General features: G+C 33.4%; 35 protein-coding genes and 1 pseudogene. 27 read left to right on the top strand and 9 right to left on the bottom strand.

The features are described from left to right. The first annotated feature begins 156 nt into the window (after positions 1-156). The 6 genes from CER22_RS12005 to CER22_RS11980 all read left to right on the top strand — a co-directional run bounded on the left by CER22_RS12005 (position 157) and on the right by CER22_RS11980 (position 4,106). Positions 157-504, top strand: coding sequence for a PadR family transcriptional regulator (locus CER22_RS12005; protein ID WP_048547374.1), 348 nt, complete (start codon positions 157-159; stop codon positions 502-504). Then, positions 491-1,492, top strand: coding sequence for an HAAS signaling domain-containing protein (locus CER22_RS12000; RefSeq protein ID WP_088608833.1), 1,002 nt, complete (start codon positions 491-493; stop codon positions 1,490-1,492). The genes CER22_RS12005 and CER22_RS12000 overlap by 14 nt, the downstream gene beginning before the upstream one ends. 29 nt (positions 1,493-1,521) lie before the next feature. After that, positions 1,522-2,034: a GNAT family N-acetyltransferase gene (locus tag CER22_RS11995; RefSeq protein WP_088608832.1), complete on the top strand. Its 513-nt coding sequence runs from the start codon at positions 1,522-1,524 to the stop codon at positions 2,032-2,034. A gap of 163 nt (positions 2,035-2,197) precedes the next feature. After that, complete coding sequence (locus tag CER22_RS11990; protein ID WP_088608831.1) at positions 2,198-2,569, top strand: hypothetical protein; 372 nt, start codon at positions 2,198-2,200, stop codon at positions 2,567-2,569. Between the two features lie 32 nt (positions 2,570-2,601). Continuing rightward, on the top strand, positions 2,602-3,018 hold the full coding sequence (locus tag CER22_RS11985) for a GNAT family N-acetyltransferase (RefSeq protein WP_088608830.1): 417 nt from the start codon (positions 2,602-2,604) through the stop codon (positions 3,016-3,018). Between the two features lie 281 nt (positions 3,019-3,299). Beyond that, a complete protein-coding gene (locus CER22_RS11980) occupies positions 3,300-4,106 on the top strand; it encodes an N-acetylmuramoyl-L-alanine amidase C-terminal domain-containing protein (RefSeq protein ID WP_088608829.1) in 807 nt (268 codons plus the stop codon). 66 nt (positions 4,107-4,172) lie between these two features. Here CER22_RS11980 and CER22_RS11975 read toward each other — a convergent pair whose 3' ends face one another. Both CER22_RS11975 and CER22_RS11970 read right to left on the bottom strand, forming a co-directional pair. After that, positions 4,173-4,385, bottom strand: a complete 213-nt coding sequence (locus tag CER22_RS11975) for a DUF3006 domain-containing protein (protein WP_087983863.1) — start codon at positions 4,383-4,385, stop codon at positions 4,173-4,175. 2 nt (positions 4,386-4,387) lie between these two features. Then, positions 4,388-5,773, bottom strand: coding sequence for an S-layer homology domain-containing protein (locus CER22_RS11970; RefSeq protein WP_088063688.1), 1,386 nt, complete (start codon positions 5,771-5,773; stop codon positions 4,388-4,390). Positions 5,774-6,080: 307 nt separating this feature from the next. Between CER22_RS11970 and CER22_RS11965 the strand changes: the two genes are divergently transcribed. From CER22_RS11965 to CER22_RS11930, 8 genes are all read left to right on the top strand, one after another. Beyond that, positions 6,081-6,485, top strand: coding sequence for a GNAT family N-acetyltransferase (locus tag CER22_RS11965; RefSeq protein ID WP_000288955.1), 405 nt, complete (start codon positions 6,081-6,083; stop codon positions 6,483-6,485). Between the two features lie 15 nt (positions 6,486-6,500). Further along, the gene (locus CER22_RS11960; RefSeq protein WP_088063687.1) at positions 6,501-6,854 is read left to right on the top strand and encodes an MmcQ/YjbR family DNA-binding protein; all 354 of its coding nucleotides are present in this window, start codon (positions 6,501-6,503) and stop codon (positions 6,852-6,854) included. Positions 6,855-6,875: 21 nt separating this feature from the next. Next, positions 6,876-7,583: a class I SAM-dependent methyltransferase gene (locus tag CER22_RS11955; RefSeq protein WP_088608828.1), complete on the top strand. Its 708-nt coding sequence runs from the start codon at positions 6,876-6,878 to the stop codon at positions 7,581-7,583. Positions 7,584-7,648: 65 nt separating this feature from the next. Continuing rightward, positions 7,649-8,035: a ribosomal maturation YjgA family protein gene (locus tag CER22_RS11950; RefSeq protein ID WP_088608827.1), complete on the top strand. Its 387-nt coding sequence runs from the start codon at positions 7,649-7,651 to the stop codon at positions 8,033-8,035. Positions 8,036-8,056: 21 nt separating this feature from the next. After that, complete coding sequence (locus CER22_RS11945; protein WP_088063684.1) at positions 8,057-8,575, top strand: DNA topology modulation protein; 519 nt, start codon at positions 8,057-8,059, stop codon at positions 8,573-8,575. A gap of 65 nt (positions 8,576-8,640) precedes the next feature. Continuing rightward, positions 8,641-9,285, top strand: coding sequence for a formylglycine-generating enzyme family protein (locus CER22_RS11940; RefSeq protein ID WP_087983915.1), 645 nt, complete (start codon positions 8,641-8,643; stop codon positions 9,283-9,285). Between the two features lie 69 nt (positions 9,286-9,354). Then, positions 9,355-10,548: a macrolide family glycosyltransferase gene (locus tag CER22_RS11935; protein WP_088608826.1), complete on the top strand. Its 1,194-nt coding sequence runs from the start codon at positions 9,355-9,357 to the stop codon at positions 10,546-10,548. Between the two features lie 357 nt (positions 10,549-10,905). Continuing rightward, positions 10,906-12,273 (top strand): lytic polysaccharide monooxygenase, encoded by a 1,368-nt coding sequence (locus CER22_RS11930; protein ID WP_088063682.1) that lies wholly within the window; start codon positions 10,906-10,908, stop codon positions 12,271-12,273. 117 nt (positions 12,274-12,390) lie between these two features. On the opposite strand, the gene CER22_RS11925 is transcribed toward CER22_RS11930, so the two are convergent. Beyond that, on the bottom strand, positions 12,391-12,825 hold the full coding sequence (locus CER22_RS11925) for a GNAT family N-acetyltransferase (RefSeq protein ID WP_060486723.1): 435 nt from the start codon (positions 12,823-12,825) through the stop codon (positions 12,391-12,393). Positions 12,826-13,027: 202 nt separating this feature from the next. Between CER22_RS11925 and CER22_RS11920 the strand changes: the two genes are divergently transcribed. Continuing rightward, on the top strand, positions 13,028-13,297 hold the full coding sequence (locus CER22_RS11920) for a hypothetical protein (protein WP_088608825.1): 270 nt from the start codon (positions 13,028-13,030) through the stop codon (positions 13,295-13,297). Between the two features lie 42 nt (positions 13,298-13,339). On the opposite strand, the gene rpiA is transcribed toward CER22_RS11920, so the two are convergent. Together rpiA and CER22_RS11910 are read right to left on the bottom strand one after the other, a co-directional pair. Then, complete coding sequence (rpiA, locus tag CER22_RS11915; RefSeq protein WP_088608868.1) at positions 13,340-14,002, bottom strand: ribose-5-phosphate isomerase RpiA; 663 nt, start codon at positions 14,000-14,002, stop codon at positions 13,340-13,342. Between the two features lie 4 nt (positions 14,003-14,006). Further along, entirely contained in the window at positions 14,007-14,327 is a 321-nt protein-coding gene (locus CER22_RS11910) for a 2Fe-2S iron-sulfur cluster-binding protein (RefSeq protein ID WP_001125375.1), read from the bottom strand. A 143-nt stretch (positions 14,328-14,470) separates the two neighbouring features. Here CER22_RS11910 and CER22_RS11905 point away from each other — a divergent pair, with 143 nt between their 5' ends. Together CER22_RS11905 and clpP are read left to right on the top strand one after the other, a co-directional pair. Further along, positions 14,471-15,157, top strand: a complete 687-nt coding sequence (locus CER22_RS11905; RefSeq protein WP_088608824.1) for an RNA polymerase subunit sigma-70 — start codon at positions 14,471-14,473, stop codon at positions 15,155-15,157. 21 nt (positions 15,158-15,178) lie between these two features. Then, the gene (gene clpP / locus CER22_RS11900) at positions 15,179-15,760 is read left to right on the top strand and encodes an ATP-dependent Clp endopeptidase proteolytic subunit ClpP (protein WP_088608823.1); all 582 of its coding nucleotides are present in this window, start codon (positions 15,179-15,181) and stop codon (positions 15,758-15,760) included. Between the two features lie 44 nt (positions 15,761-15,804). Here the strand turns inward: clpP and CER22_RS11895 are convergent, their stop codons facing one another. Continuing rightward, positions 15,805-16,662: a glycine betaine ABC transporter substrate-binding protein gene (locus CER22_RS11895; protein ID WP_048547352.1), complete on the bottom strand. Its 858-nt coding sequence runs from the start codon at positions 16,660-16,662 to the stop codon at positions 15,805-15,807. Positions 16,663-16,833: 171 nt separating this feature from the next. On the opposite strand from CER22_RS11895, the gene CER22_RS11890 reads away from it, so the two are divergent. Then, complete coding sequence (locus tag CER22_RS11890; protein WP_000370614.1) at positions 16,834-18,039, top strand: quaternary amine ABC transporter ATP-binding protein; 1,206 nt, start codon at positions 16,834-16,836, stop codon at positions 18,037-18,039. Beyond that, positions 18,032-18,868, top strand: coding sequence for an ABC transporter permease (locus CER22_RS11885; RefSeq protein ID WP_000095064.1), 837 nt, complete (start codon positions 18,032-18,034; stop codon positions 18,866-18,868). The genes CER22_RS11890 and CER22_RS11885 overlap by 8 nt, the downstream gene beginning before the upstream one ends. Positions 18,869-18,916: 48 nt before the next feature. On the opposite strand, the gene CER22_RS32525 is transcribed toward CER22_RS11885, so the two are convergent. Beyond that, complete coding sequence (locus CER22_RS32525; RefSeq protein WP_142293467.1) at positions 18,917-19,153, bottom strand: hypothetical protein; 237 nt, start codon at positions 19,151-19,153, stop codon at positions 18,917-18,919. Positions 19,154-19,369: 216 nt separating this feature from the next. Here CER22_RS32525 and CER22_RS11875 point away from each other — a divergent pair, with 216 nt between their 5' ends. From CER22_RS11875 to CER22_RS11850, 6 genes and pseudogenes are all read left to right on the top strand, one after another. After that, on the top strand, positions 19,370-19,537 hold the full coding sequence (locus CER22_RS11875) for a hypothetical protein (RefSeq protein WP_048547350.1): 168 nt from the start codon (positions 19,370-19,372) through the stop codon (positions 19,535-19,537). 40 nt (positions 19,538-19,577) lie between these two features. Continuing rightward, positions 19,578-20,129 carry an HIT family protein gene (locus tag CER22_RS11870; protein ID WP_142293472.1) on the top strand — a complete coding sequence of 184 codons (552 nt, stop codon included), beginning with the start codon at positions 19,578-19,580 and terminating at the stop codon, positions 20,127-20,129. Then, a complete protein-coding gene (locus CER22_RS11865; protein ID WP_088608821.1) occupies positions 20,113-20,922 on the top strand; it encodes a PP2C family serine/threonine-protein phosphatase in 810 nt (269 codons plus the stop codon). The genes CER22_RS11870 and CER22_RS11865 overlap by 17 nt, the downstream gene beginning before the upstream one ends. 44 nt (positions 20,923-20,966) lie before the next feature. Further along, entirely contained in the window at positions 20,967-21,329 is a 363-nt protein-coding gene (locus tag CER22_RS11860) for a DUF4181 domain-containing protein (RefSeq protein WP_000558206.1), read from the top strand. A gap of 61 nt (positions 21,330-21,390) precedes the next feature. Continuing rightward, positions 21,391-21,831 (top strand): annotated as a pseudogene (locus CER22_RS11855) (NUDIX domain-containing protein). Between the two features lie 22 nt (positions 21,832-21,853). Further along, positions 21,854-22,234 (top strand): DUF4181 domain-containing protein, encoded by a 381-nt coding sequence (locus tag CER22_RS11850; RefSeq protein WP_060486726.1) that lies wholly within the window; start codon positions 21,854-21,856, stop codon positions 22,232-22,234. A 72-nt stretch (positions 22,235-22,306) separates the two neighbouring features. Here CER22_RS11850 and CER22_RS11845 read toward each other — a convergent pair whose 3' ends face one another. Next, positions 22,307-22,825: a GrpB family protein gene (locus CER22_RS11845; RefSeq protein WP_088608820.1), complete on the bottom strand. Its 519-nt coding sequence runs from the start codon at positions 22,823-22,825 to the stop codon at positions 22,307-22,309. Between the two features lie 41 nt (positions 22,826-22,866). Continuing rightward, the gene (locus CER22_RS11840; RefSeq protein ID WP_218824977.1) at positions 22,867-23,712 is read right to left on the bottom strand and encodes an oxidoreductase; all 846 of its coding nucleotides are present in this window, start codon (positions 23,710-23,712) and stop codon (positions 22,867-22,869) included. A gap of 187 nt (positions 23,713-23,899) precedes the next feature. Here CER22_RS11840 and CER22_RS11835 point away from each other — a divergent pair, with 187 nt between their 5' ends. Together CER22_RS11835 and acoA are read left to right on the top strand one after the other, a co-directional pair. Next, positions 23,900-24,379 carry a DinB family protein gene (locus CER22_RS11835; protein WP_060486729.1) on the top strand — a complete coding sequence of 160 codons (480 nt, stop codon included), beginning with the start codon at positions 23,900-23,902 and terminating at the stop codon, positions 24,377-24,379. A gap of 169 nt (positions 24,380-24,548) precedes the next feature. Continuing rightward, a complete protein-coding gene (acoA, locus tag CER22_RS11830; RefSeq protein WP_088063675.1) occupies positions 24,549-25,547 on the top strand; it encodes an acetoin:2,6-dichlorophenolindophenol oxidoreductase subunit alpha in 999 nt (332 codons plus the stop codon). Positions 25,548-25,553 lie beyond the last annotated feature (6 nt).

Here is a 25,553-nt window from a genome sequence, read left to right as displayed (position 1 = left end):
ATTTAAATTAGCCAGAAAAGCACAAAATATATAGTTTGTGCTTTTTTATTTTCTATTTTTTGTAAATACGTATTGTTTTTATCACATTAATACTGTACGATACATAGTATAAAACACATACTGTATGACATATAGTAATGAAAATGAGGTGAGTGAATGGATGCTTTATTAAATTCGTTAATTACTGAACTAAGAAGAGGTACATTAACATTAGCGGTTTTAAGCCAGTTAAGAACACCGCAGTATGGGTATTCACTTGTCCAATTATTGGAGCAATCAGGGATTACAATCGATCAAAGTACGTTATATCCACTACTTCGCCGATTAGAAAAGCAGGAGCTAGTGACGAGTAGTTGGGATAAAACGGAGAGTAGACCGCGTAAGTATTATATTTTAAGTGAATACGGATTAGAGATATTTTTGCAGTTGAAAAAGGAATGGATAAAGGATTCGAAAGAACTTTATAAATTATTAAAGGAGGAGGACAAGAATGAATTTGATTGATATTTACGTCGAGGAAGTAGCGAAGAGATTACCTGAAAAAAATCGTGAAGATATTATTCTTGAACTACGGTCAACAATCGAGGATATGTTACCTGATGATTATAATGAAGATGATGAAAAAAGAGTTCTTGAAAAATTGGGGAGTCCAGTTTCATTGGCAAATGGGTACTTAGATAGGACGATGTATTTAATTGGACCACGTTATTTTGATGTATATACGACATTATTAAAAATGATCATACCGATTGCAGCTGTTATCGCACTCATTGCAATGGTTGCAGAAAATTTTGTAGGATATGATGGTGAGCAAGCGGTATTAAATGTTATTTTAAATCTGATAGGTAAAGGAATTGGGGAAATTATCGAAGTAGGCCTCCATGTATTTTTCTGGTTGACACTTGTATTTGCAATTTTAGAAAGAACAGATAAAGACAAAGGTACTCAACCGTTGACGACAAGTTTAAAAAAGTGGACGCCTGATGATTTGAAAAATACTTCGTATATTCCAAAGAAAAAGTCGATCTCAAAGTTCGAAGTATTTGGGGGGTTGATGTGGACGGCAATATGGGCAACACTTTATTTTTATGCGAACCATCTTGTAGGTGTATATCATGGTACAGAAAGCGGATTGAAGTTTGTCGCGGCAACTTTTAATCAAGAGGTGTTACTTCAGTATTGGCCAATCGTTGTAATTGTGATTGTGTTTGAAATAGGTATATCTCTTTATAAGTTAGTACAAGGACAATGGACGAAAAAGCTGGCAATCGGGAATGCTATTCTTCAAATAGTTGGAACAATAGTATTCATTGTAATTATAGTAAATCCGCACTTATTTAATGAAGGATTTATTACGTATGTGGCAAATGTGTTTACTACTTCTCCAGAGGAAGTTAAAAAGTGGTTAATTGGTGGAGGTATTATCATTTACATTTTGTCTGCTGCGTTAAATATATTTGATGGTTTCCGAAAAGCTCGTATTCGTATATAGGAGTGAAATTAGAGGAAAGGAAGAAAGTGATGATAAGGGAAGCAAGGAAACAAGATGTCACATACATTTTAGATATTTATAATGATGCTATATTGAATACAACAGCCGTCTATACGTATAAACCTGTAACCCTTGAAAATAGAATAGATTGGTATGAACAAAAAAAGGCTAACGGCTATCCGATTTTAGTATGTGAATTAGATAATAAAATAGTAGGATTTGCGACATTTGGCCCGTTTAGAGCTTGGCCTGCCTATAAATATTCAATTGAGCATTCTGTGTACGTTCATAAGGAATATAGAAAAAATGGGATAGGAACTTCATTAATGCAAGCATTGATCACAGTTGCAAAAGAAAGGGAATATATGACCTTAATTTCTGGAATTGATGCAGAAAATGAGAAAAGCATTGCCTTACATGAAAACTATGGATTTGTTCATGCGGGGACAATTAAGAAGGCTGGTTATAAGTTTAATAGGTGGTTAGATTTAGCTTTTTATCAATTGAAGCTTAATGGTCCTAAAAAGCCTACGGAAGAGTAAATGTTTGCGTTATGCGAATTATGTATTTTAGAAAGGTAGCATGGGGAAATTTCATGCTATCTTTTTTATTGTATGCATAAATATCATGTAACAAAAAAGGTTTTTAATATTCTATATCGAAATTTAAGAATGTGATAAAACAATATAAAAAGAGGTATGAAAATTGAAACGAAACTTAAAAACTTCAACAATCATCATATTAATTTTAACGATTATCGCTATTGAAGTTGGAATTGCGATTTATGATCATAATCTGTCATTAGATACGATTTACTTTGCAGCAATCCTCATTTGTATAGTATTGCTTTTTGGCACACGTATTTCTAAAGAGAAAGAAAGTACATCGAAACAGAGAGGAAGCAAAACAGCTCTTATATTTTGGCCATCTATTTTATTGTCTATCGCTAGTTTTGCAATTATAAGTTATATAAGAATAGGCTATGTTTCAGTGCCAGGGATAATTGGTTTTTCATGCTTTGTTACTTATGGTGGATTCGTGTTTATTACTATTTTAAAGAGAAAAAGTAAAAATTAAAGATAGCTTACTAAGTTGAAATGGAGAAATATATGAAACACATAGAGAATGGTACTCGCACTGAAGGAGAGTACATAAAAAATAAAGTAATTCAATATAACATGTCGATTTTAAGGGATGAAGCAAAACAGCCGATGGAGCAAGTAAGTTTTGTAGTAAAAGATGAGGATGGAAAAATATTTGGTGGGGTAACAGGAACGATGTATTTTTATCATCTTCATATAGATTTTTTATGGGTTGATGAAACAGTTCGTCATGATGGTTATGGCAGTCAACTGTTACATAAAATCGAAGACATCGCGAAGGAAAAAGGGTGTAGATTAATATTATTAGATTCATTTAGTTTTCAAGCGCCAGATTTTTATAACAAGCACGGCTACCGAGAATATGGTGTTGTTGAAGATCATCCTAAAGGACATAGCCAACACTTTTTAGAGAAGCGGCTATAGTAATAGTATTCGTGCTCTAGAAGAAAAATTGATTTTAAAAGCATCACCAAACAAGGTGATGCTATTTTTAATTTATAGCAACTACTCAAGCTGATGTAATTATGAGAACAAATAGTACGATTCGTATAACTATGATTTTCTTTTTTATTGGAAATGAGTTACTGTTTTTGTAGAAGACACTTGTAGTATAGGTTTTTCTAACAAATGTTGTTGAATTTTTAAGAGCAGAAGAGCAATAAGACGAGCTCTGAATATAATACTAATAAAGGAGGTGTTAAGCAATGGGTTATATTGTAGATATTTCGAAATGGAACGGTAACATTAACTGGGATGTAGCAGCTCCACAACTAGATTTCGTAATCGCTAGGGTACAAGATGGTTCGAATTACGTAGACCCTTTATATAAAAATTACGCTCAAGCATTGAAAATAAGAAATATTCCTTTCGGTAATTATGCATTTTGCCGATTTATTTCAATTGCTGATGCGAAGAAGGAAGCGCAAGATTTTTGGAATCGCGGTGATAAGAGCGCTACAGTTTGGGCGGCTGATGTAGAAGTGAAGACAATGGATGACATTAGAGCAGGTACACAAGCTTTTATCGATGAATTACGCCGACTAGGTGCTAAAAAAGTTGGTTTATATGTTGGCCATCATGTATATGAGCCTTTCGGAATAGCGAACGTAAAAAGTGATTTTGTATGGATTCCTCGATATGGCGGCAATAAACCAGCATATCCTTGTGATATTTGGCAATACACGGAGACAGGTAATGTACCAGGTATTGGCAAATGTGATTTAAATCAATTAATAGGTAATAAACCACTTTCCTGGTTTACTGAATCAGTACCGAAACAAGAAAATATACAAGGACAAGTTTCTAAACAAAATATCATTCAATCTGGAGCCTTTTCACCTGATGAAACTCCAGATGTTATGGGAGCGTTAACTTCTTTAAAAATGACTGCTACCTTCATTTTACAATCGGATGGTTTAACGTATTTTGTTACTGAACCAACTAGTGATACGCAATTAAATGCTATGAAAGGCTGGCTTGATCGAAAAGGTTGGTGGTATGAAGTTAAATAATAAAAATTTACTAGTTACTATTTGAATAGCAAAAAAGAGCCCTCCAACAGGATGGCTCTTTTTTTGCTATTCAAATAGCTTATTCATTAAATCTTGGATTTCACGTCTTCTTTTATCTGTTTCGTCTTTATCAATTGTATACGTATCATCCTCGATTATAAGAATATCACCTTCTTTTGCAGTAGAAGGGAGTTTGGATTTAGGTACATCAATTGTTACGTTATTCAATTCAATAATTGCTAGTTCGCCTTCAAAACGGTCAATAATACCTCTTTTCATAATTATCTCTCCGTTCTTACAGAAATGTTAGAGCCATCACTATTTATAATTACAGTTCCATTTAAATCAGTTCTATATACATTAACAGACATTGAATGTAACTTTGCTAAAGTTTCCTGTGTAGGATGGCCATAACGGTTACCTGCACCTGCACTAATTACAGCGATACTTGGTTTCACTGCATCTAAAAATGGCTGAGAAGAAGATGTCTTACTTCCATGATGACCAGGTTTTAATACGTCAGATTTTAGGTTAGAACCATGTGCTAGAACCATATCTTTTTCACTTTTAGATTCAGCATCACCAGTAAATAAGAAAGATTTGCTACCGTGTGTTACTTTTAATACCGCACTCCACTCATTTAGATCGTTATCGTATTCTTTCACGGGAGCTAAAAATTGTGAGTTTAAACCGTTGATTGGTAAAGTTACTCCAGAATTCGCTTCTTTAATTGTTAATCCTTTGTTAGCTACAGCAGTTAGGAAGTCTTTGAACGTTTGTGTCGTATGACTTACTTTAGGGGCGTAAATGTTTTTTACATTCATAGCATAAAGCACTTCATCTAATCCGCCTACATGATCAGCATCAGGATGAGTGGCAATCATATAATCAATAGTTTGGAATCCTAATCCTTTTAAATAATTCGCTACTACTTTACCTTTGCCATTGTTACCAGCGTCAATAAGGATCGTTTCTCCACTTGGAGATTTAATAAAAGTAGCATCACCTTGTCCGACATCAATATAATGTACCTCTAAGTTACCTTTAGGCTTAGGAAGAGCTGGACGGAAATTTGGTTCTAATACACGAGCCAAAAATGCAGCGAATTGCTCACGAGTTACTTTTACACCTGGACCAAATGTACCATCAGGCAATCCAGTAGTAATATTATTTTGTGCTAAAATTTTGACATAATTGTAACCCCAGTGATTAGATGGAACATCAGGGAAATTGACGTCTGCACCTGTAGGCTTCAAATTAAAAGTTTTAACTAAAACTACTGCCATTTCTGCACGAGTTAATGAGCGGTCAGGGAAATAGTTTGTTTCACGTTGTACAATGTTATTATGTGCTAACTTATGTACAGAATCATAGTAATAGATACCTTTGGCTACATCGGAAAAAATATGATTATAGCTAGATGGTTTTTCTAATTTTAAGGATAAATCTAGCATTAAGGCCATTTGTCCACGAGTTACATCATCACTCGGTTTAAAAGTTCCTTCTGGCGTACCTTTAATGATACCTTTATCCGATAAATAGTTAATTTCTTTAATTGCCCAATGATTAGATTGGACATCAGGGAAAGATTTAGCACTTGTAAAATTAGGGATGAATAATGATAAAATTATGACAAATGCTGTTAGTAATAAACTAAACTTTTTCAAAAAATCGCCTCACTTTGTATATTTTTTACCTAATTAACTTTACCATTTATTGCAAGAAATTCAAGTTTTAATAGTTAAAAATAATATGAGAAATGCTTTTGGTATTATATTCATTAGTTTTCTCTTATTCTGTATATTTGATATACGTAATATGAAAGGATGAGAGTAACGATTGCAATTGTAAAATTGATATTATAAATTTATTTTATGAAGTTTTTTTGTAACAGGTTGGATTCTATAGTTTTATATTGAAAGAAGTAAAGTAAGACAAAATAAATATAATGAGTAATTTGATGGGAGAAAGAAAATGTACACGTATAAATTGCAACATGAACAACCAATCTGCGTAGGCAAAATAAAAAAACTTTATGACTCTGTCGGTTGGTGGCCAGAAAGAAAAGAAATTGATATTCAAAAAATGTTAAAGCATAGTATAGCAATTGGAGTATGGGAAGAAAATGAATTAATCGGATTTGCTAGAGTTGTTTCTGATGGTGTTTTTCGAGCGTACATAGAAGATGTTGTTGTGCATGAGATTGTAAGAAATAAAGGGATTGGGGAGAAGATGCTTACAATGTTACTTCAAGAAATATCTCATGTTCATATTGTTAGTCTATTTTGTGGAGAGAAGTTAATAAAGTTTTATGGTGAACACCAATTTCAAGCGACGAAACAAATTGTAATGCATCGTAATCAAATAGTGAAAGAATAAGAGGTGCAAAGGAAAATGAATGCAACAAGAACATATTGTTTATCAAAAAGAAAAGCGACTGAAGATTCTCCTGATGGTTGGAATGCAACATGTATGAGGCTTAATAATAAAATATTTGCGATAATAAACCATGAAGAAGGAGAAAAAGCTGCGATTACATTAAAATGTGATCCAGAACTTGCATTAAGATTAAGAGAAGAGTATCCAGAAGCAATCATTCCCGGGTATCATATGAATAAAAAACATTGGAATACAGTGTATATACATAAAGATGTAGAGCAAGAGCAAATTAATAAGATGATTGATTGGTCATATGATTTAGTTCTACAATCATTTTCAAAGAAAAAGCAGCAAGAGTTATTAGATTAATATGTATAAGGGGTGGAAGTAATGAAAGACACGATCAAAGATACATATGATAAATTAGCGATTACATATAAAGAAAATCTAGACTTGGCAAATCCATATAACAGTTATTATGAAAGACCAGCGATGATGGAGATGATTCCAAAGAATTTAGAAGGGAAGAGTATATTAGATGCTGGATGTGCAGCTGGATGGTATACTACTCAATTTGTAGAAAGGGGAGCAAATGTTACTGCAATTGACGTAAGTTCTGAAATGGTAAAAGCTGCAAAGGAAAGTACGGGTAATAAAGCAACGTTTCTTTGTCATGATTTGCAAGAAGTATTACCATCTGAAGATAATACTTTTGATGTTATTGTAAGTTCGTTAACGCTTCATTACTTAGAAAATTGGGATAAAGTATTTCAGGAGTTTCATCGAGTATTGAAGCCAGGTGGCGAATTTATATACTCCATTCATCATCCTTTTATGGATTTTACAAAGTTTACTAGTGAAAATTATTTCGAAAAACAATTATTAGTAGATACTTGGGTTAAACCAAATATTACAATAGAAGTTAGCTTTTTTAGAAGATCACTCCAAGACATAATTAATGAAACAACAAATTATTTTGTGTTAGATAAAATGGTGGAACCGAGGCCGGTTGAAAAAATGAGAGAAGTAAATGAAACATCATATCATTATCTAAATACAAATCCACATTTTCTTATTATGAAAGCCATTAAAAAATAGGTAGTAAAATAATTATATTTTACTACCTATTTACAGTTTTTAATTACATATTAGGAGATTTTGAGATGAATAAGAAACGAAATAGATTATTATATGCGCTATTTACTATAGTTATAATTATTTTAGGTCTTAGCTCAAGAAAGTTAGCTTTTGCGTTACCTCATCTATTAAACGCGTACTTAGGCGATGCTTTATGGGCACTCATGATTTTTACAGGGCTCGGTTTTTTATTTCCTAAAATAGAAACGAAGAAATTGGCTTTTATAAGTTTACTGTTTTGCTACGGGATTGAAGTAAGCCAATTGTATCATGCTGAATGGATAGATAGCATTCGTGCAACGACTTTAGGTGGCCTCGTATTAGGTTACGGATTTTTGTGGAGTGATTTAGTTGCTTATACAATTGGTGTTGGGATTGGAATGTTTTGTGAGTTTATGTTACAGAAGAAATAATAGATTTAAAAAGGGGTATGTATGAAAAAAATAATATTAATAGGTTCTGGTGGTTCAGGAAAATCTACATTAGCAAGGCAGTTAGGTAATAAATTAAATATTAAAGTACATCATCTTGATGCGTTATTTTGGAAACCGAATTGGGAAGGTGTACCGAAAGAGGAGCAAAGAAAGGTTCAAAATGAATTAGTTAAAGAAGATGAGTGGATTATTGATGGGAATTATGGCGGGACAATGGACATAAGAATTAACGCTGCTGATACAATTATCTTTCTTGATATTCATAGAACAATATGTGTTTATCGTGCTTTTAAAAGGGTTGTTCAATATCGGAATAAAACAAGACCGGATATGGGTGCTGGATGTGAAGAAAGGTTTGATTTGCAATTTTTTAAATGGATATGGCAATATCCTAAAACGAAACGACCCTCAATTTTAAAAAGGCTAAATCAATTGAGTAAGGAAAAAGAGGTTATTATTTTAAAATCTTCAAATGAAGTAAGACTATTTTTAGAGAAATACGATACCATAGATAGTTAGACTATAAAAGGAAGTAACATGGGGGGATAGGATTGAATAGATTCATTAGCCCGGTTGATTCTAATATGGTGAAAATTCCAGCAGGAAAAGTAGAATTAAGAGATGATCGAATAAAAAAACAATGGCAAGTTCAAGTTAAACCGTTTCTTCTTGCAAAGTATGTTGTAACAGTGGAATTATATTATGCTATTATGAATCGTGCACTAAATGGTAATGAAAATAGTAACAAACCAGTTGTAAATATTTCATGGAATGATGCCATTATATTTTGTAATTTACTTTCAAAAAAAGCGGGATTAAAAGAATGTTATTCTATTAATGATGGTGGTCAAATTGTTAGTTGTAATTTAGATTCAAATGGGTACCGATTACCTTTTGAAGCAGAGTGGCAATATGCGTGTAAGGCAGGAACTACCGGATACATATATGGAGAACTGAAAGAGATTGCTTGGTACAATGAAAATTCTAGTGGACATATTCATGAGGTCGGAAAAAAAGAACCGAATGCATGGGGACTTTACGATATGTTAGGAAACGTTTGGGAATGGTGCTATGATTTATATGATGAACAAGTGTACGGATCATACCGAATTTTCCGCGGCGGTAGCTGGGCTGAAGCAGCTAGAGGTTGCGGTGCGACTTGTCGTCGCCGTAGCCATCCTACATTTCATATAGATGACCTTGGATTTAGGCTTGCTAGGTCCATTTAGAAGAATAAGACAAAATACCTGTAATACTAATGACAACATAGAAAAGATTTTAATGAAGGAGTGTTTTAAGTGGCACGTGTTTTATTCATTAATACTGGATCAGAAGGACATATAAATCCTACATTGCAAGTTGTAGAAGAATTAGTCTCACGCGGGGAAGAGGTAGTTTATTTTTCAATAGAATCTTTTAGAGAGCGTATTGAGAAGACGGGTGCTACTGTACGAACAATTGACGATCAAAAATTTATAAATGCTTTTCTTTCCGGTGGTCGAAATTATTTACCAGAGAGAATAAATGGTCTTTTACATACGGCAGATGTTATTATACCAAATGTTCTTGAACAAATTGAAGGGGAACAGTTTGATTACATCATTCATGATTCAATGTTTGGCTGTGGCCGTTTAATTGCTCAAATTCTAAATCTTCCAGCAATAAATTCTTGTACATCTTTTGCACAGAATGAAAAATCATTTGAACAAATGTTGGATTACTTGTCTAAAAGTATCCCAATGGAAGTTCAGGATAGGATACATAATGATTTTGAAAGATTAACTAAGGGGATTGCGGAAAAATATAATGTTGAAATAAACTCACCATATGAAGTTTTCTGTAATGCAGCGCCACTTACTATTGTGTATACAATAAAAGAGTTCCAACCTTTTGGAGATATGTTTAATGAAACATTTAAATTTGTAGGTCCATCCATCCCTGCACAAGTAAAAGATGAAGAGTTTGATTTTACTACAATTGAAGAAAAAAGCCCGATTTACATTTCACTAGGCACTGTTTTTAATGAATCGCTTGATTTTTATAAACTTTGTATGAAGGCGTTCGAGAATAGTGATCATACTATTGTTATGTCTATTGGTAATAAAACAAAAATAAGTGATTTAGGTAACATTCCTAAAAACTTCATTGTAAAAAACTATGTACCACAAACTAAACTACTTGCATATACAAAGTTGTTTATTACACATGGCGGAATGAACAGTACACATGAAGGATTAAATAACGGGATTCCACTCATTGTAATTCCGCAAAGTGCAGATCAGCCAGTAATCGCAAAGCAAGTAGAGAATCTAGGAGCTGGGATTAAGTTATCTATAAATGAATTAACTGTGGAACAACTACGTGAAAGTGTAGAATTTGTATTAAATAATCCATCATATAAAGAAGCTGCATTGAATTTGAAGGAGTCTTTCCGAAAATCTGGTGGCTATAAGAAAGCTGCTGATGAGATTTTTACATTTATAGGTCAGTAATAAATGTAAGATTATACATGAGAAGAGTGTCTATATGAAATGGTATAGACACTCTTCTTTTATATGAAGCGGAGAATTCGTTGTTTTGAAAGGTTAAATATTCTGTTTTATAAATTCGGACCATAGTTTTACGTGTTACTAATGCTTTCATCATTTCTGCACAACTTCTGCACATACTTTGATGATTTTTATGTCATGATATATTCATCAAGTGAAATATTTCACAAGAAATGAAATATATTTTCACTGCGGTGTATGCATAATTAACACATACATCGATACAAAATTGTCTCTTGTTATTCTTTTACATCGAAGCCCACATTACACTACAAAGTATAACAAGAAGGGGACAGGAACATGAATAATCGATTATTAAAACAACTACAAAACATGAAAATGAACAAAAAAAGTCTAGGAGCTGTTGCATTAACAGCTGGAATTATTGGCACGACACTTATTCCTCAAAACGCATACGCGCACGGTTTTGTTGAAAAGCCTAGCAGCCGATCTGCTTTATGTAGTCCAACCTATGGTGCACTAAATGCAAACTGTGGAAGTGTTATGTATGAACCACAAAGTTTGGAAGCTCCAAAAGGGTTCCCGCAAGCTGGCCCAGTTGATGGCCAAATCGCTTCTGCAGGTGGTAAATTTGGTGGTGTTTTAGATCAACAAACAGCTGATCGTTGGTTTAAAAATACAATCACAGGCGGGGAAAATACTTTTACTTGGAAATATACAGCGCCTCACTTAACAAGTAAATGGCATTACTATATTACAAAAAAAGAATGGAACCCAAATAAAGCGCTCACAAGAGCAGATTTAGAACCAATTGGAACTGTACAACATGATGGTTCTGCAGCCTCAAATCATTTAACTCACAAAATCAATGTGCCTACTGATCGTAGTGGATATCATGTGATTTTAGCAGTATGGGATGTAGCTGATACAGCAAATGCATTTTATAATGTAATTGATGTTAATCTTATTAATGATGTGAAACCGGACATAGAAGCTCCAAGTAGTCCAAATGGAATTCAGACACAAAACGTAACAGCGAATAGTATAGAACTAACGTGGAACGCTTCTACGGATAATGTAGGGGTAAAAGGGTATCAAATCTTCCGTAACGGAGAGATGATTGATACAGTACCAGGAACTCATTTTATTGATAAAAAATTACAACCAAGTACAGAATACTCTTATACTGTAAAAGCAATTGACTCAGCTGGAAATGTATCGAAAGAAAGTGCAGCGCTTACAGTAAAAACAACAGTTGAGGCGCCTGATACAGAAGTACCAACACAACCAAAAGGATTACATAGTATGGGAACGACAGCGTCAAGTGTGGATCTAATGTGGAGTCCCTCTGACGATAATATTGGTGTAGACCATTACGATATTTATAGAGAAACAGAAGGATCATTGAAAAAAATTGCAACATCTAATACGACTTCTTATATGGATAAAAATTTACTTCCTAATACTACTTATAAATATGTAGTGAAAGCTGTTGATGTAGCTGGAAATGAATCTGTACAGAGTGATATATTCACAATTACTACAAAAACTGAAAGCGCTTCATATGAAGAGTGGAATGCAAAGAAAGCATATGAAAAGGGAGATAGAGTTCTACACGAGGGAAAAGTATATGAAGCTGTCCAGAGTTATCAAGGAAATGGGGATCCAAACTGGATTTATGCCTTATCATTATGGAAAACAGTGTAAGCTTTACCTAGATATGAACTAAGAGATGATGGGCTTTGATGCAAAAGAAAATCTTGAGAATTCACTTTTCTATTTATAAAAAAGGGTAGTATATAAATTCATATACTACCCTTTTTATTATGATAGTACTTTCGTCATAATAACGTGCGGAATACCATCTTCAATAAATACATCAGAAGAAGTTTGATAATCTAATTTTTTATAAAATCCTTCAGCTTGTGTTTGACCGTGTAGTTTTACTTTTGTAGCTTCTTTGTCACGAGCAATTTCTTCTAGCGCTTTGATTATTACTTTTCCTAATCCGTATTTACGATAGTCTTTTAAAATACAGATGCGTTCTAATTTTCCTGCACCGTCAACAAATCGTATACGACCTGTACCTACAGGAAGATCGTTATAATAAACTAAAATATGTTTGCATTTCTCACCAATTTTATCGAATGTATCGAATTCATCTTCAAGAGGGACATTTTGTTCTTTTACAAATACTTCTTTTCGAATATGAAAGGCAGTTTCTAAATCTGTAAGTTCTGTTATGATTTTGGAGTGCAAATTGTTCAGCCCTTTCTAGAGTGATGTTCTTTTGTTTTCATAGTATATCATACTTCAACATTATTTTATTTTTTGTGCTTGAACAATAAAAAAGATGGAAGTTAAATTTTTCATAAAATAAATGATTTTGAGTTTCTGACGTCAAAAAGAATATATTATGAACTAACGCCTGCAATCAATATGGAAAAGGAGAGGCTGTATAATGTCATTATTAATAACTACATTATTTCTTATTTTCCTTTCTAATTTCATTATTCATATTCTGTTAAAAAGCAAAATAAATAAAATTACCCTCAATTTTGTTAGTGGTGTAGTAATGTTACCTGGTATACCTATATTTTGGTTCATTATATATAGCCGTAAAACAACATCTAATGATTTTTACTTTCCGTTAATTGTTACAGTAATTTTTATTATAATGTTTGTAATTCATACAATTAGATTCGTTACTAATGACATGAAAAAAGGATGAGGAAGCACCTCATCCTTTTTAACTACACGGAATAAAGCGGATTTATAATTCCTCTATTCCGTTTTCAGTTCCAATAATCGCCTTGCTAGTCATATTAACAAACAACCCTGTTTCAACTACACCTGTAATCATTTTTAATTGAGTGTGTAAATTGGCTGGATTAGATATGTTATGAGGGAATATACAATCGATAATCATGTTTTTGTTATCGGTAATAAACGTTTCGTTATTTTTTAAACGTAACGTTGTTTGACAACCTAAAGATTGAATTTTCCTTTCGGTTTGTTTCCATGAAAAAGGTATAATTTCAACAGGCACTGGGAAAGTACCTAAATGTGTTACAAGTTTCGATTCGTCAGCAATAATAATTAGTGCTTTGGAGGAAGTGGCAACAATTTTCTCGCGAAGTAATGCGCCACCACCACCTTTTATAAGTTGTAAATTAGCATCAATTTCATCCGCTCCATCAATTGTAAGATCAAGGCTTTGTACGTCGTTTAACGAAATTAGAGAGATATTTAGTTGTTTAGCTAATACTTCCGTTTCTTTTGACGTTGGTACAGCTTGAAATGCTAAGCCTTCTTTTACACGCTCACCTAATTTTTGTATCGTCCAATATACAGTAGAACCTGTGCCAAGTCCAACTTTCATCCCATATTTTACAAAGTTTGCAGCATATTCACCAGCGAGCTGTTTTAAATTCAGCATATTATTCTGCTGGACGTGGGCCTGCATCTAGACCTGAATTTTCCACTGTAAGTATAGGACGAACGACTATATCTTTATGTACGTGCATTTGGCATGATAAACGTAAGTGATCTTCAATTCCTTTTTCCGTAATTGCATTTTTTTCATTAGAACTTGCTTCACAAAACTCACCTGCTATAATTTCTACTCTACAAGTTGTGCAGCGTGCTTTCCCACCGCAGCGATGGAGAATGTGTACACCGTTATCTTCGATCGCTAATACTAACTTTGTGCCTTCTTTTACATCAAAAGTTCCCGCACCTTCAATTGTTAATTTTGGCAAATTTGTTCCTCCTCACGTAAAATTGTACATAACATATTTATGACCGCGAATTATTGAACATAAACATAATTTTTTTATATGCCCCGTAACTTTTTTATTTGTTTAATCGTTAATTAAGTAAGCGCTGAAAAGGAGTGGTTATTTTGTGCACAAAAGTAACTCATATTTTAAAGAATCATATCGATATGAATCATTCAAATATAAACTTTTTAATTGAGCAATATGGAGAATTGAAAAGGTACTGTACATTTTTAACGAAAAACAAATGGGACGGCGAAGATCTTGCTCAAGAAACAGTTTGTAAAGTTCTTCAAAAATATAGTAATAAAGATATTTGTATGACGCTTGTATATAAAATAGCTAGAAATCGCTGGATAGACCAGATGAAATCAAAATCAGTCCATGAAAAAATAAAGGAACAAATTATTTTTGATGCCCCACAAGAGAACATTGCAGATTTGCATGAAATGGTAGGGAAAGTATTATCGTCATTAAATGTACAACAATCCACAATTTTATTATTAAAAGATGTTTTTCAATATAGTATCGCTGATATTGCTAAAGTATGTTCCGTATCAGAAGGTGCAGTAAAAGCCTCTTTATTTCGGAGTAGAAATAGGCTGAAAACTGTAAGCGAAGAAGGGATAGAGATTGTCGAATTCACAGATGATATTGAAGTTGTAGTAACGTCTATTCGTGAGGAGAGACCAGAATTATTAACGAAACTCCTTCCGACAATAGATTTTACTAAGTTACCATCTATACAGCCAGTCTTATTGTTTTATGCGAAAAACCCTTTTTCCTACAGTTGTATGCTTTGCGTTGCATAACAATTATTGGAGGGATTTAAAATGAATGCAATTCCATATGTAGTAGAACAAACGAAATTAGGAGAACGTTCCTATGATATATATTCAAGGTTATTAAAAGATCGTATTATTATTATCGGTTCAGAAATAAATGATCAAGTAGCGAGTAGTGTCGTAGCTCAATTATTATTTTTAGAAGCGGAAGATGCAGAGAAAGATATATATTTATACATCAATAGCCCAGGTGGTTCAACAACAGCGGGTTTTGCCATATTAGATACGATAAATCTCATTAAACCAGATGTACAAACGCTATGCATGGGATTTGCAGCATCATTTGGTGCATTGTTATTATTATCAGGTGCAAAAGGAAAACGGTTTGCGCTCCCTAACAGTGAAATTATGATTCATCAGCCACTTGGTGGTGCGCAAGGCCAGGCAACAGAAATTGAAATAACAGCGAAAAGAATACTAAAGTTAAAGCGTGATATTAATAAAATGATTGCAGAAAAAACGGGGCAATCGATTGAAAGAGTAGCACATGATACAGAAAGAGATTATTTTATGACTGCTGAAGAAGCGAAAGAATATGGGATTGTAGATGATGTTGTTACGAAAAAATAAGATAAAACAGGCTAGAGGAATAGCATATCCTCTAGCCTGTTTTATTAATCTTTTACCCATTCATCAACTAGCGCTTGATTCTTTTCAATCCATTTGCGCGCCGCTTCTTCAGGGTCTTTCGTTTTATTTAACATGACCATTAATGTACCAAGTTGTTCATCGTTCATTTTCCATTTGTCAAAGTATTTCACGATATCTGGATAATCTTTTTCGAAACCTTTACGAACAGAGTAATAAATATCATCTTTTTCACCATATACTTTCTTAGGGTCTTTTAAATATTTTAAGTCAAATTCTGAAAAGCCCCAATGCGGATTCCAAAGCGTAACAGCGATTGGTTTCTTTTTCGTATATGCTTTCTTTAATTCACTCATCATCGCAGCTTCAGAAGATTGGACAAGTTTTAGTTTAATATCATATTCCTTCATCGCTTTATTTGTTAAATTCATAAGACTACTACCGGGTTCGATACCGACAATTTTGTTATCTAGTTCATCTTTATGAGCATTTAAATCCTCAATACTGTTAATGTTTTTCATATAAGAAGGGACGACAAGGCCAAGTCCAGTACCTTCATACCATTTTGATTTTAAGACTATATCATCTTTATAACGAGCGTTTAGCGGTTTATCCGTAACAGGTAGCCATACTTCTAAATTTGCATCAACATCACCGCGAGCAACGCCAGTCCAAATTGCAGCTTTTTCTAAGTACATGAGCTCAACTTTGTAACCTTTTTGTTCTAATAAAACTTTCCACATGTTTGCCGTTGCAATGTTTTCTTTCCAACTTGTTACACCAAGTTTAATTTTTCCTTTCGAATTTGCATTTGTTGCATTACATGAAGAGAATATCATAGTAATAAATAATGCAAGGCATATAAGCCATATTTTCTTTTTCATCGAAACCCTCCTAAGAAATGTTTGCCTTTTTAAATAAATGTATAAGTAAGCATTCTTATTATGAACGGAAACGCGAATTTTAAAGAAATCTTATGAATGTCATTTTTATGTAATATTTCTTTGTAAAATCGCAACACTATATGAATAGATGGGTAGAAAAGGAGTAGTGACATGGATAATACAAAGGTGCGTGTTGAAAACGTAACAAAAGTATTTGGGAAACACCCGCAAAGAGCGCTGTCTTTATTAAAAGAAGGAAAAAGCAAATCGGAAATTTTGAAAGAGACAGGAATGAACGTTGGTGTAAAAAAGGCAACCTTTGAAGTATATACTGGAGAGATTTTCGTTATTATGGGTTTGTCTGGTAGCGGGAAATCTACGTTAGTTCGGATGTTAAACCAATTAATTAAACCAACAGCGGGGCATATATACATAGATGGTGAAGATATCGCAACGATGGGAAAAGAAGAGTTGCGAAGAGTGAGAAGAACGAAGATGAGTATGGTGTTTCAAAAGTTCGCTTTATTTCCACATCGTACAGTGATACAAAATGTTGCGTACGGGTTAGAAATTCAAGGAGTTCCAGTAGAGGAACGAGAGAATAAAGCGTTAGAATCGCTACAGTTAGTAGGACTTGATCATCATAAAGATAATTATCCAAGTCAACTTAGTGGCGGTATGCAGCAACGTGTTGGAATCGCAAGGGCATTAACAAATAATCCAGATGTATTGTTAATGGATGAGTCATTTAGTGCATTAGACCCACTGATTCGAAAAGAAATGCAAGATGAGCTGTTAGAATTACAAGATAAAATGGAGAAAACAATTATTTTTATTACACATGATTTAGATGAAGCTCTTCGAATTGGAGATCGTATCGCATTAATGAAAGATGGAGAGATTGTCCAAATTGGAACACCGGAAGAAATTATGATGAGTCCCGCCAATGAATTTGTAGAGAAATTCGTAGCGGATGTAAATTTAGGAAAAGTAATCACGGCGGAATCTATATTAAAACGACCGGAGACTTTATTAATTGATCGTGGACCGCGTGTAGCACTTCAAATTATGAGGAACGCTGGCGTTTCTACTGTGTATGTTGTTAACAAAAAGTATGAGTTTTTAGGGATATTAACGGCAGATGATGCGAGTAAAGCCGTTCAAAAACAGTGGCCAATTGCTGATTTATTACTTACCGATATCCCGCATGTGTATTTAGATACTTTACTTGAAGAAACGTATGCGAAAATGGCGGAGATGAAATATCCGTTACCAGTAATTGATGAGAAGAAAAGGCTTAGAGGAATTATTAAACGCGAAAGTGTCATTCAAGCTCTTGCAGGTAATATTGAGGAAGAGGTGAAAGACGATGAGTAGTATACCACGTATTCCATTAGGGGAATGGGTCGATTCATTTGTTGCAAGTTTATATGAGCACCTTGAAGGCTTATTCCGAGGATTCTCTTATATTATCGGTGGATTCGTTGATTTACTCACTAATTTTTTAACAATAATACCGGCCATATTGATGATTATTATCCTTTGTTTCCTCATTTGGTACACAACGAGAAAGGTATCTTTAATTATTTTTACACTGATCGGTTTATTATTTATTTTAAATATTAACTACTGGGCACAGACGATGCAAACATTAGCACTTGTACTTACGTCTGTTATTATTTCAATTATTGTAGGAATCCCAATCGGAATTTTAGCTTCTCAAAATGAACGATTCTCAAAATTTTTAAAACCGACATTAGACTTTATGCAAACAATGCCGGCTTTCGTATATCTTATTCCTGCAATTACATTTTTCGGAGTAGGTGTAGTGCCTGGGATTATCGCATCCGTAATCTTTGCAATGCCACCGACAATTCGTTTTACTGACTTAGGAATTAGACAAGTTCCAGAAGATTTAATTGAAGCAGCGAATGCATTTGGCTCTACCGCATCACAAAAATTATTTAAAGTACAATTACCACTCGCAACTGGAACAATCATGGCTGGTGTGAACCAAAGTATAATGCTTTCTTTATCGATGGTAGTAACAGCATCTCTTGTAGGAGCGCCAGGTCTTGGAGTTGATGTATACCGTTCTGTAACACAAGTTAATATTGGAATGGGATTCGAAGCCGGACTAGCTATTGTTGTCATTGCGATTATATTAGACCGCATTACACAAGGATTTCATCAAAAAAGAAGATAAAAGGAAAACACACTTTATTATACAAAGTGTGTTTTTTTGTTCAAAAAATTACATACGAACGATAACAGAACCGCCAGCTGGTGTGCAAACTTGGTTTTGTTGTTGTTCCATTGATTTAATTAATTGATTATTTTCGTCGATTAATGAGATTAGTTTCGCTAATTGACTTTCAAGACTTGCAATACGCTGCATCATATATTCTGAATCTTGATGCAATGTATTCCTTACAGGATGGGGGGAATGTACATATTGTTGATTTATATTTGGATTCCAATGAGGATGCATTTGAATCGTTCCTCCTTAAATAAATTACTGATATTTCTTATAGTAAATGCCTATATATATTTAATGGTTACTTGAAATTTTTTCATTATAAAGGAGTATGCACAGAAAATGGAAAATATTATATGTGAAGTTATAGTTCATTTTTTGGAAATATTCAAGTGAGATAGTGAATATATTAATACATTCAAGTAAATGTATGTTATTTAGGGAGAAATGATGGGAGGAGATGCAATTTTGGCTAAAAATAATAAAAGGAATGATGCCTTGGCAATAGGTGTCGGTATAGGGGTTGTAATCGGTGTATTTCAAGGTTTTTTTACTAATAATTTAGTAATCGGAATTGTGATTGGAATCGTAATTGGGATTGCGTTTTTGAAGAAATAATAAGGTGCAAATTTATTTCAAAAATTGCCGAATTGAAAGAATGAATTTTCGGAATATAAATCCTGTTTTTCCTTTTTTTATGATATTATTAATAAAAAGGGTGGTGATGGATATGTCAACAAATAATCAAGTAGAACGAAAATGCTTTATTTGCGAGAAACATAAAGAAAATATTACAGTTCCAGGTGGAGCTATTTATGAAGATGAACTCGTTTATGTTGGACATGTCCACTGGGATAGTGAAGAAACATACCTTGGTTATGTAATGATAGATATAAAAAGACATATACCTGGTCTTGCTGAACTAACAGATGAGGAAGCGAAAACGTTCGGACTTATAACAAGTAGAGTAAGTAAAGCGTTAAAAGAAAGCGAAGGTGCAGAGCATATTTACACTTTTGTTTCAGGAAATGGTGTACCACATATGCACATGCACATCATACCGCGTTATCCAAATACACCCAAAGAATTTTGGTCACCAACTGAAGTAGCGAAATGGACTGATGCGCCATATGGTGACGAAGAGAAAATTAAAAAAATATGTGAAAGAATACGAAAGTATATGGTAAATGAGTATGCATACAACAAATAATAGACAATATTCATGGGTTGGAAATACAGAAATGTGTTTAGGAGAAATTTCAGTTAAACAATATGGTGACGTTGTACTTGGAAAATACGGCGGGAATATAAGCGCCGGAGCAAAAAAGAACGAAGATGGTGCGTTAGTTTGGTCAAATGGTGATTGGGAATTTGCAGCTATTTTAGATGGACATAATAGTGCGGAAAGTGTTGATTTAGTAGTAAATACAATCCAAAAAGAATATGAAAATATAAAAGTAATGATGAATGAATCGATTGATACAGTATTTCGATCTGTTGAAAATCATCTACTTACAATCTTTCAATCCCTCTCATTTAAAGAAAAGTGCAAAAGAGTAAAAGGGGAAACAGCGTGCTTAATATGTGTAAGAAAAGAAAACTACATATGGTGGTTATCTATTGGTGATTGTTTAGTTTATGTATTTCATGAAGAGTTACATAAGTTAGGACAATATGCATTAAATCAACGTCATTTTTACGAATGGATTGGAAATATAAACACATTTAATTTACCAGTCCCTTGCTATTCAACAGGAATTCGTGAATTACGTGCTGGAAAGAATCGAATTGTAATAGTCACAGATGGGGTATTAGAATGCGGGGAACGTCATTATGAAACACCATTGAATCTGTATAATGATATGAACGAAAGTAATGTAGAACTAAAAGAAAATGTTCATAATGTTTTAGAACACGTTCATCAGCAATTAGGGAGAGATAGTGCGACTATTATTAGTTGGGACGTAGAGAACAAAATGAGTACTACGTATCCGAGTGATTAGCCGGAGAAAATCCAGACGATAAGATAAAGGAGGTGATCTCTCTAATGCATGTGAAAGTAATTGTATTAGTTTTATGGATCATATTCTTATTTGTTTTAGAAAATATAGTGAGAAAAAGGCTAAATATACCGAAACAAAAAGGATGGAATAATAAATATGTAAATAAGCTGCATAAATGGGGAAACAGGATTATTATTTTTTCGTATATAGTAGTTATAATTATATGTTCTTCTCTTTCGAACCCTCTATACATGGGCTTCCTACCCTTTCTGTTTTTAATTACGTTGTATAGTTTCGAATCATATATGGAATGGAAATATGATAGAGAATCAAGGGAGTTTTTGATGTCCTTAGGCGGAGTTGTATCACTATTGATAACGGGGATAATTCTATATTTCCTTATTTAATACGTATTGATTAAGACACTATGGCAATATCACAAAATGAGCAATTATAGGGAGAGAAGAAATGAAAAGTCCTCGATTACGTGCTGAAGTAATGATTTTAAATGAAGATCATTCTAACGTACTTGTACAATGTGATTTAAGAGAAACATTTTATCGTTTTCCAGGAGGTTACATTGAATTTGGTTAAACAGCAAAAGAAGCAATAGTAAGAGAATTAATAGAAGAATACAATTTGAAGATTGATGTTCAAGAATTGGCCGTAGTAAATGAACATATTTTCGAGTGGGACAACGAAAAAGGACATCATTGTACATTGATACATAGGGGAATTGTTAAAGACCGGGGAATAAATGAAATTAGACATAAAGAATATGAGGATATTATATTAATTTGGAAAAATATAAATGAATTAAAGGAGAGGTCCACATATCCTGAAGGAATTGTAAGTTATTTAGAAGAGAATAAACGTAATATAGTCCACTCTATTTCTAAAAATAAATAAAGTAATAAGAGGGGGGATAACAATGGGTATTTCTACAATCTTGATTATTATTATTGGACTGGCTATAGGTGGTTACTTTTTAGAACAGTGTTTAAGAATAAAATTAAATATGGAGAAAAGAGGCTTCTTCGGATATAAGCATGTGAATAGTTTACATGTAAAAATAGAAATAGGACTTATTATTATTTATATAATAGGTAGTTGTTATTATATGTTTAAATTTGAAAACTCTAAAATGGCTTATGTCATGTTCATTTATTTAGGGATATCATCGACTTTAAGAGCATGGATGGAATGGAAGTATGATAGAGAATCAAAAGAATATATACTCTCGATAACGGGAATGGTTGCATTTATATTGATGCTCTCAATACTAGTTTATTTCGTTCCACCTGCTGCATAATAAGGTGATTATTGATGGTACAAATCAAGAGTTAACTAATAAATAAGAAACCATTGAGTAGTAAATGGTTTCTTATTTAAATTCATCATTTATTTTGGCTAATATGGATGTAACGAAATTTGTTTTATCCTCAGCATATTTATGTTTATCATTAGGATTAGCTTGTGAAAGTTGAATCTTTAACTGTTCATACTGTATACGAGAAGTCTTATTGTTTATTAAGTAATCTCTGAATTGTAATTGTTCTATTAAATATGTATTTCCTTGTTCATACATATGAATTTGATGAGTTCGTGGTTCTCCTTTATTAAAATAATATCGTTCAGGTAGTACATCTTTTCTGTATTTATAGTTTAGCAGTTCTAACTTTTTAATACATGTTAAACCGTCCGTATAATCTTCTAATTCGATTGCAATATCAATAATTGGCTTTGCACTTAAATGTGAAATAGAGGTACTACCAATATGGTGTACTGCTAAAATATGTTCGCCAATTTGTTCCTCAATGAATTGTTTCTCTTTCATAAATTCAATTTCCCATTGTTCAGTCCACGGAACTAAAAACACTTTTCCATACGGTAAACCTAACATTTAATTAGCACCTCTTTCAAAATGTTTATCAAAAAAGTTAACTACATTTTCTTAAAGGTTCTCAATACAAGGTATTCCCACAATCTCCAAGGAAGAATCCTCTTCGCAAAGATCATAAATTTTACACCTTTTCCAATTGGATATCGTAAATTCGTACGCTTAGATTCAGCAATTTCTACAATTTTATTAGAAACATCTATCGGATTACCAAATGTATCGCTGCCGCTATTAATATGTTTTTGTATTTTATCCATATATTCTTTGTAAGGAGAAGTAGTTTCAGATTGGTTTGTAGCTAGTTGTTTACCCACTTCCCATATATTCGTGTTATAAGAACCTGGTTCCACTAATATAACATCTATTCCGAACGGTTTTACTTCTAAATGAAGTGATTCACTCCAGCCTTCTAACGCATATTTTGAAGAAACGTAAGGAGATAGACCAGGGAATCCAACTTGACCACTAATGCTGCTTATATTTATGATTTTTCCACTTTTTTGTTCTCTCATATAAGGTAATACAAGTTGAGTAATTGATATAGCTCCAAAAAGGTTCGTTTCAAATTGTTTACGGTATTCCTCTACTGGAATTTCTTCTACAAAGCCCCCATGTGCATATCCTGCATTATTAATGAGAAGATCTACTCTATTTATTTCTTTTATATATAATTGAAAGTTATGTATAGAGTTTTGATCGGTTACATCTAATTGTTGAACTGTTATGTTTTGTTGTAAGTTCAGTTTAGTAGCTTGAGATATTAAATCTTCTTGTTTATTAAGGTTTCGCATTGTAGCTATGACTAAATAGTCTTTTTTCGCAAGCTCAAGTGTTGTTAAAAGACCGAAACCACTTGAAGCCCCGGTTATAACTGCGATTTTTTTATCCATTTTCCGCCAGCTTTCTTTTTCTTTTATCATAACGAGTTATGATAAGAAAATCTATTATTCTTACATTCGTTTTGAGAGCAATACCCGTTAATTCTATATTCTATGAGATTTTTAAAAAAGGGAATTATAAAGACTCAGCGTATATAGAGAAGTGAGTATGAATATGTTAATGAAATGAGGGGAAAAAATGGCCCATGTGAAAGATGTTTTAGCAGATCAATTATTAGCGAATGCAAACGATCCTAGTTGGTATATTCCATTTTCAGATGCAGTGAAAGATCTACCTGAGAGAGAAGCTTTCTGGAAACCGAATGAAGAGAGTAATAGTATAGCTGAAATTGTACAACATTTACTGTATTGGAATTCAACGTGGCAAACTAGGTACAAAGAATCGAATGTGGATGCCGTGCCCGCTATTGGTGATAATAACAAAAGTTTTATGCTTTCAAATAATCAAACCTTCGATGAGTTAAGAGAAAAACTACTAGAGAAACTGTTACAATGGCAAAAGCTTATAAATGAAGAGAAGGTTGAAAGTGATGTAGTTGGATTTCCTGTTTCTGCAAAGTGGTGGGAAATATTAGCAAATGTAACAACTCATAACGCTTATCATATTGGTCAAATTATTTACATCCGGAAGTTACAGAAGAGTTTTGATAATGAATAAGATAATCATACTAACATTAAGTGAACAAAAGTGGACAAAACGAGACATATGTCTCATTTTGTCCACTTTTTTATTTCTAAAGGAAAGAGAAAACCGATGAAATCAATGATTAGAATTTGGCACAGTACTTGCAATATAAAAGATGAACAAGAAAATAGGAGGGCTGGACATGTTAAAAACAACTGAAAGTAAAGGGAATGAAATTACGAAAGAACAAGCTCGTTGGATGTATGAAAAAATGTTAGAGATTCGTAAGTTTGAAGATAAGGTGCATGAATTATTCGCCCAAGGCGTTCTGCCAGGTTTCGTTCATTTATACGCAGGTGAAGAAGCGGTAGCAGTTGGTGTATGTGCCCACTTAACGGATCGTGACAGTATTACAAGTACGCATAGAGGACATGGACATTGTATCGCAAAAGGCTGTGATTTAAACGGGATGATGGCTGAACTTTTTGGGAAAGTGACAGGGTTATGTAAAGGTAAAGGCGGTTCCATGCATATTGCCGATTTAAATAAAGGAATGCTTGGTGCAAATGGGATTGTAGGCGGAGGTTTTCCACTTGCTTGCGGCTCAGCATTAACAGCTAAATATAAAGGAACGAAAGATGTGAGTGTTTGCTTCTTCGGTGACGGAGCAAATAATGAAGGGACATTTCACGAAGGGGTTAACTTAGCAGCGATTTGGAAGTTACCAGTTATTTTTATCGCCGAAAATAACGGTTACGGTGAAGCAACAACATTTGAATATGCGTCAAGTTGTGATTCCATTGCAGATCGAGCAAAAGCTTACAATATTCCAGGTGTTCAAGTGGATGGAAAAGATTTACTTGCAGTATATAAAGCCGCGGAAGAAGCAGTAGAACGTGCGCGTAATGGTGGTGGTCCAACAATAATTGAATGTATGACATATCGCAATTACGGTCATTTCGAAGGTGAAGCACAAACGTATAAAACTTCAGAAGAAAAAGAAGAACATTTAAATGAAAAAGATGCGATTGTGAATTTCCGTAAGCATTTAATTCATAAAGCGCTATTAACTGAATCTGAACTTGTCGATATGGAAAAGGCAGTAGATGAAGCAGTGCAAAGATCAATTGAATTTAGTGAAAATAGTCCATATCCAGAGGATGAAGAATTATTAAAAGATGTATACGTTTCTTACAAATAAGAGGAG

The sequence above is a fragment of the Bacillus sp. K2I17 genome, from assembly GCF_002209985.1.
GTDB classification, from domain to species: domain Bacteria; phylum Bacillota; class Bacilli; order Bacillales; family Bacillaceae_G; genus Bacillus_A; species Bacillus_A wiedmannii.
This window is presented reverse-complemented; position numbering and strand designations above follow the sequence as displayed.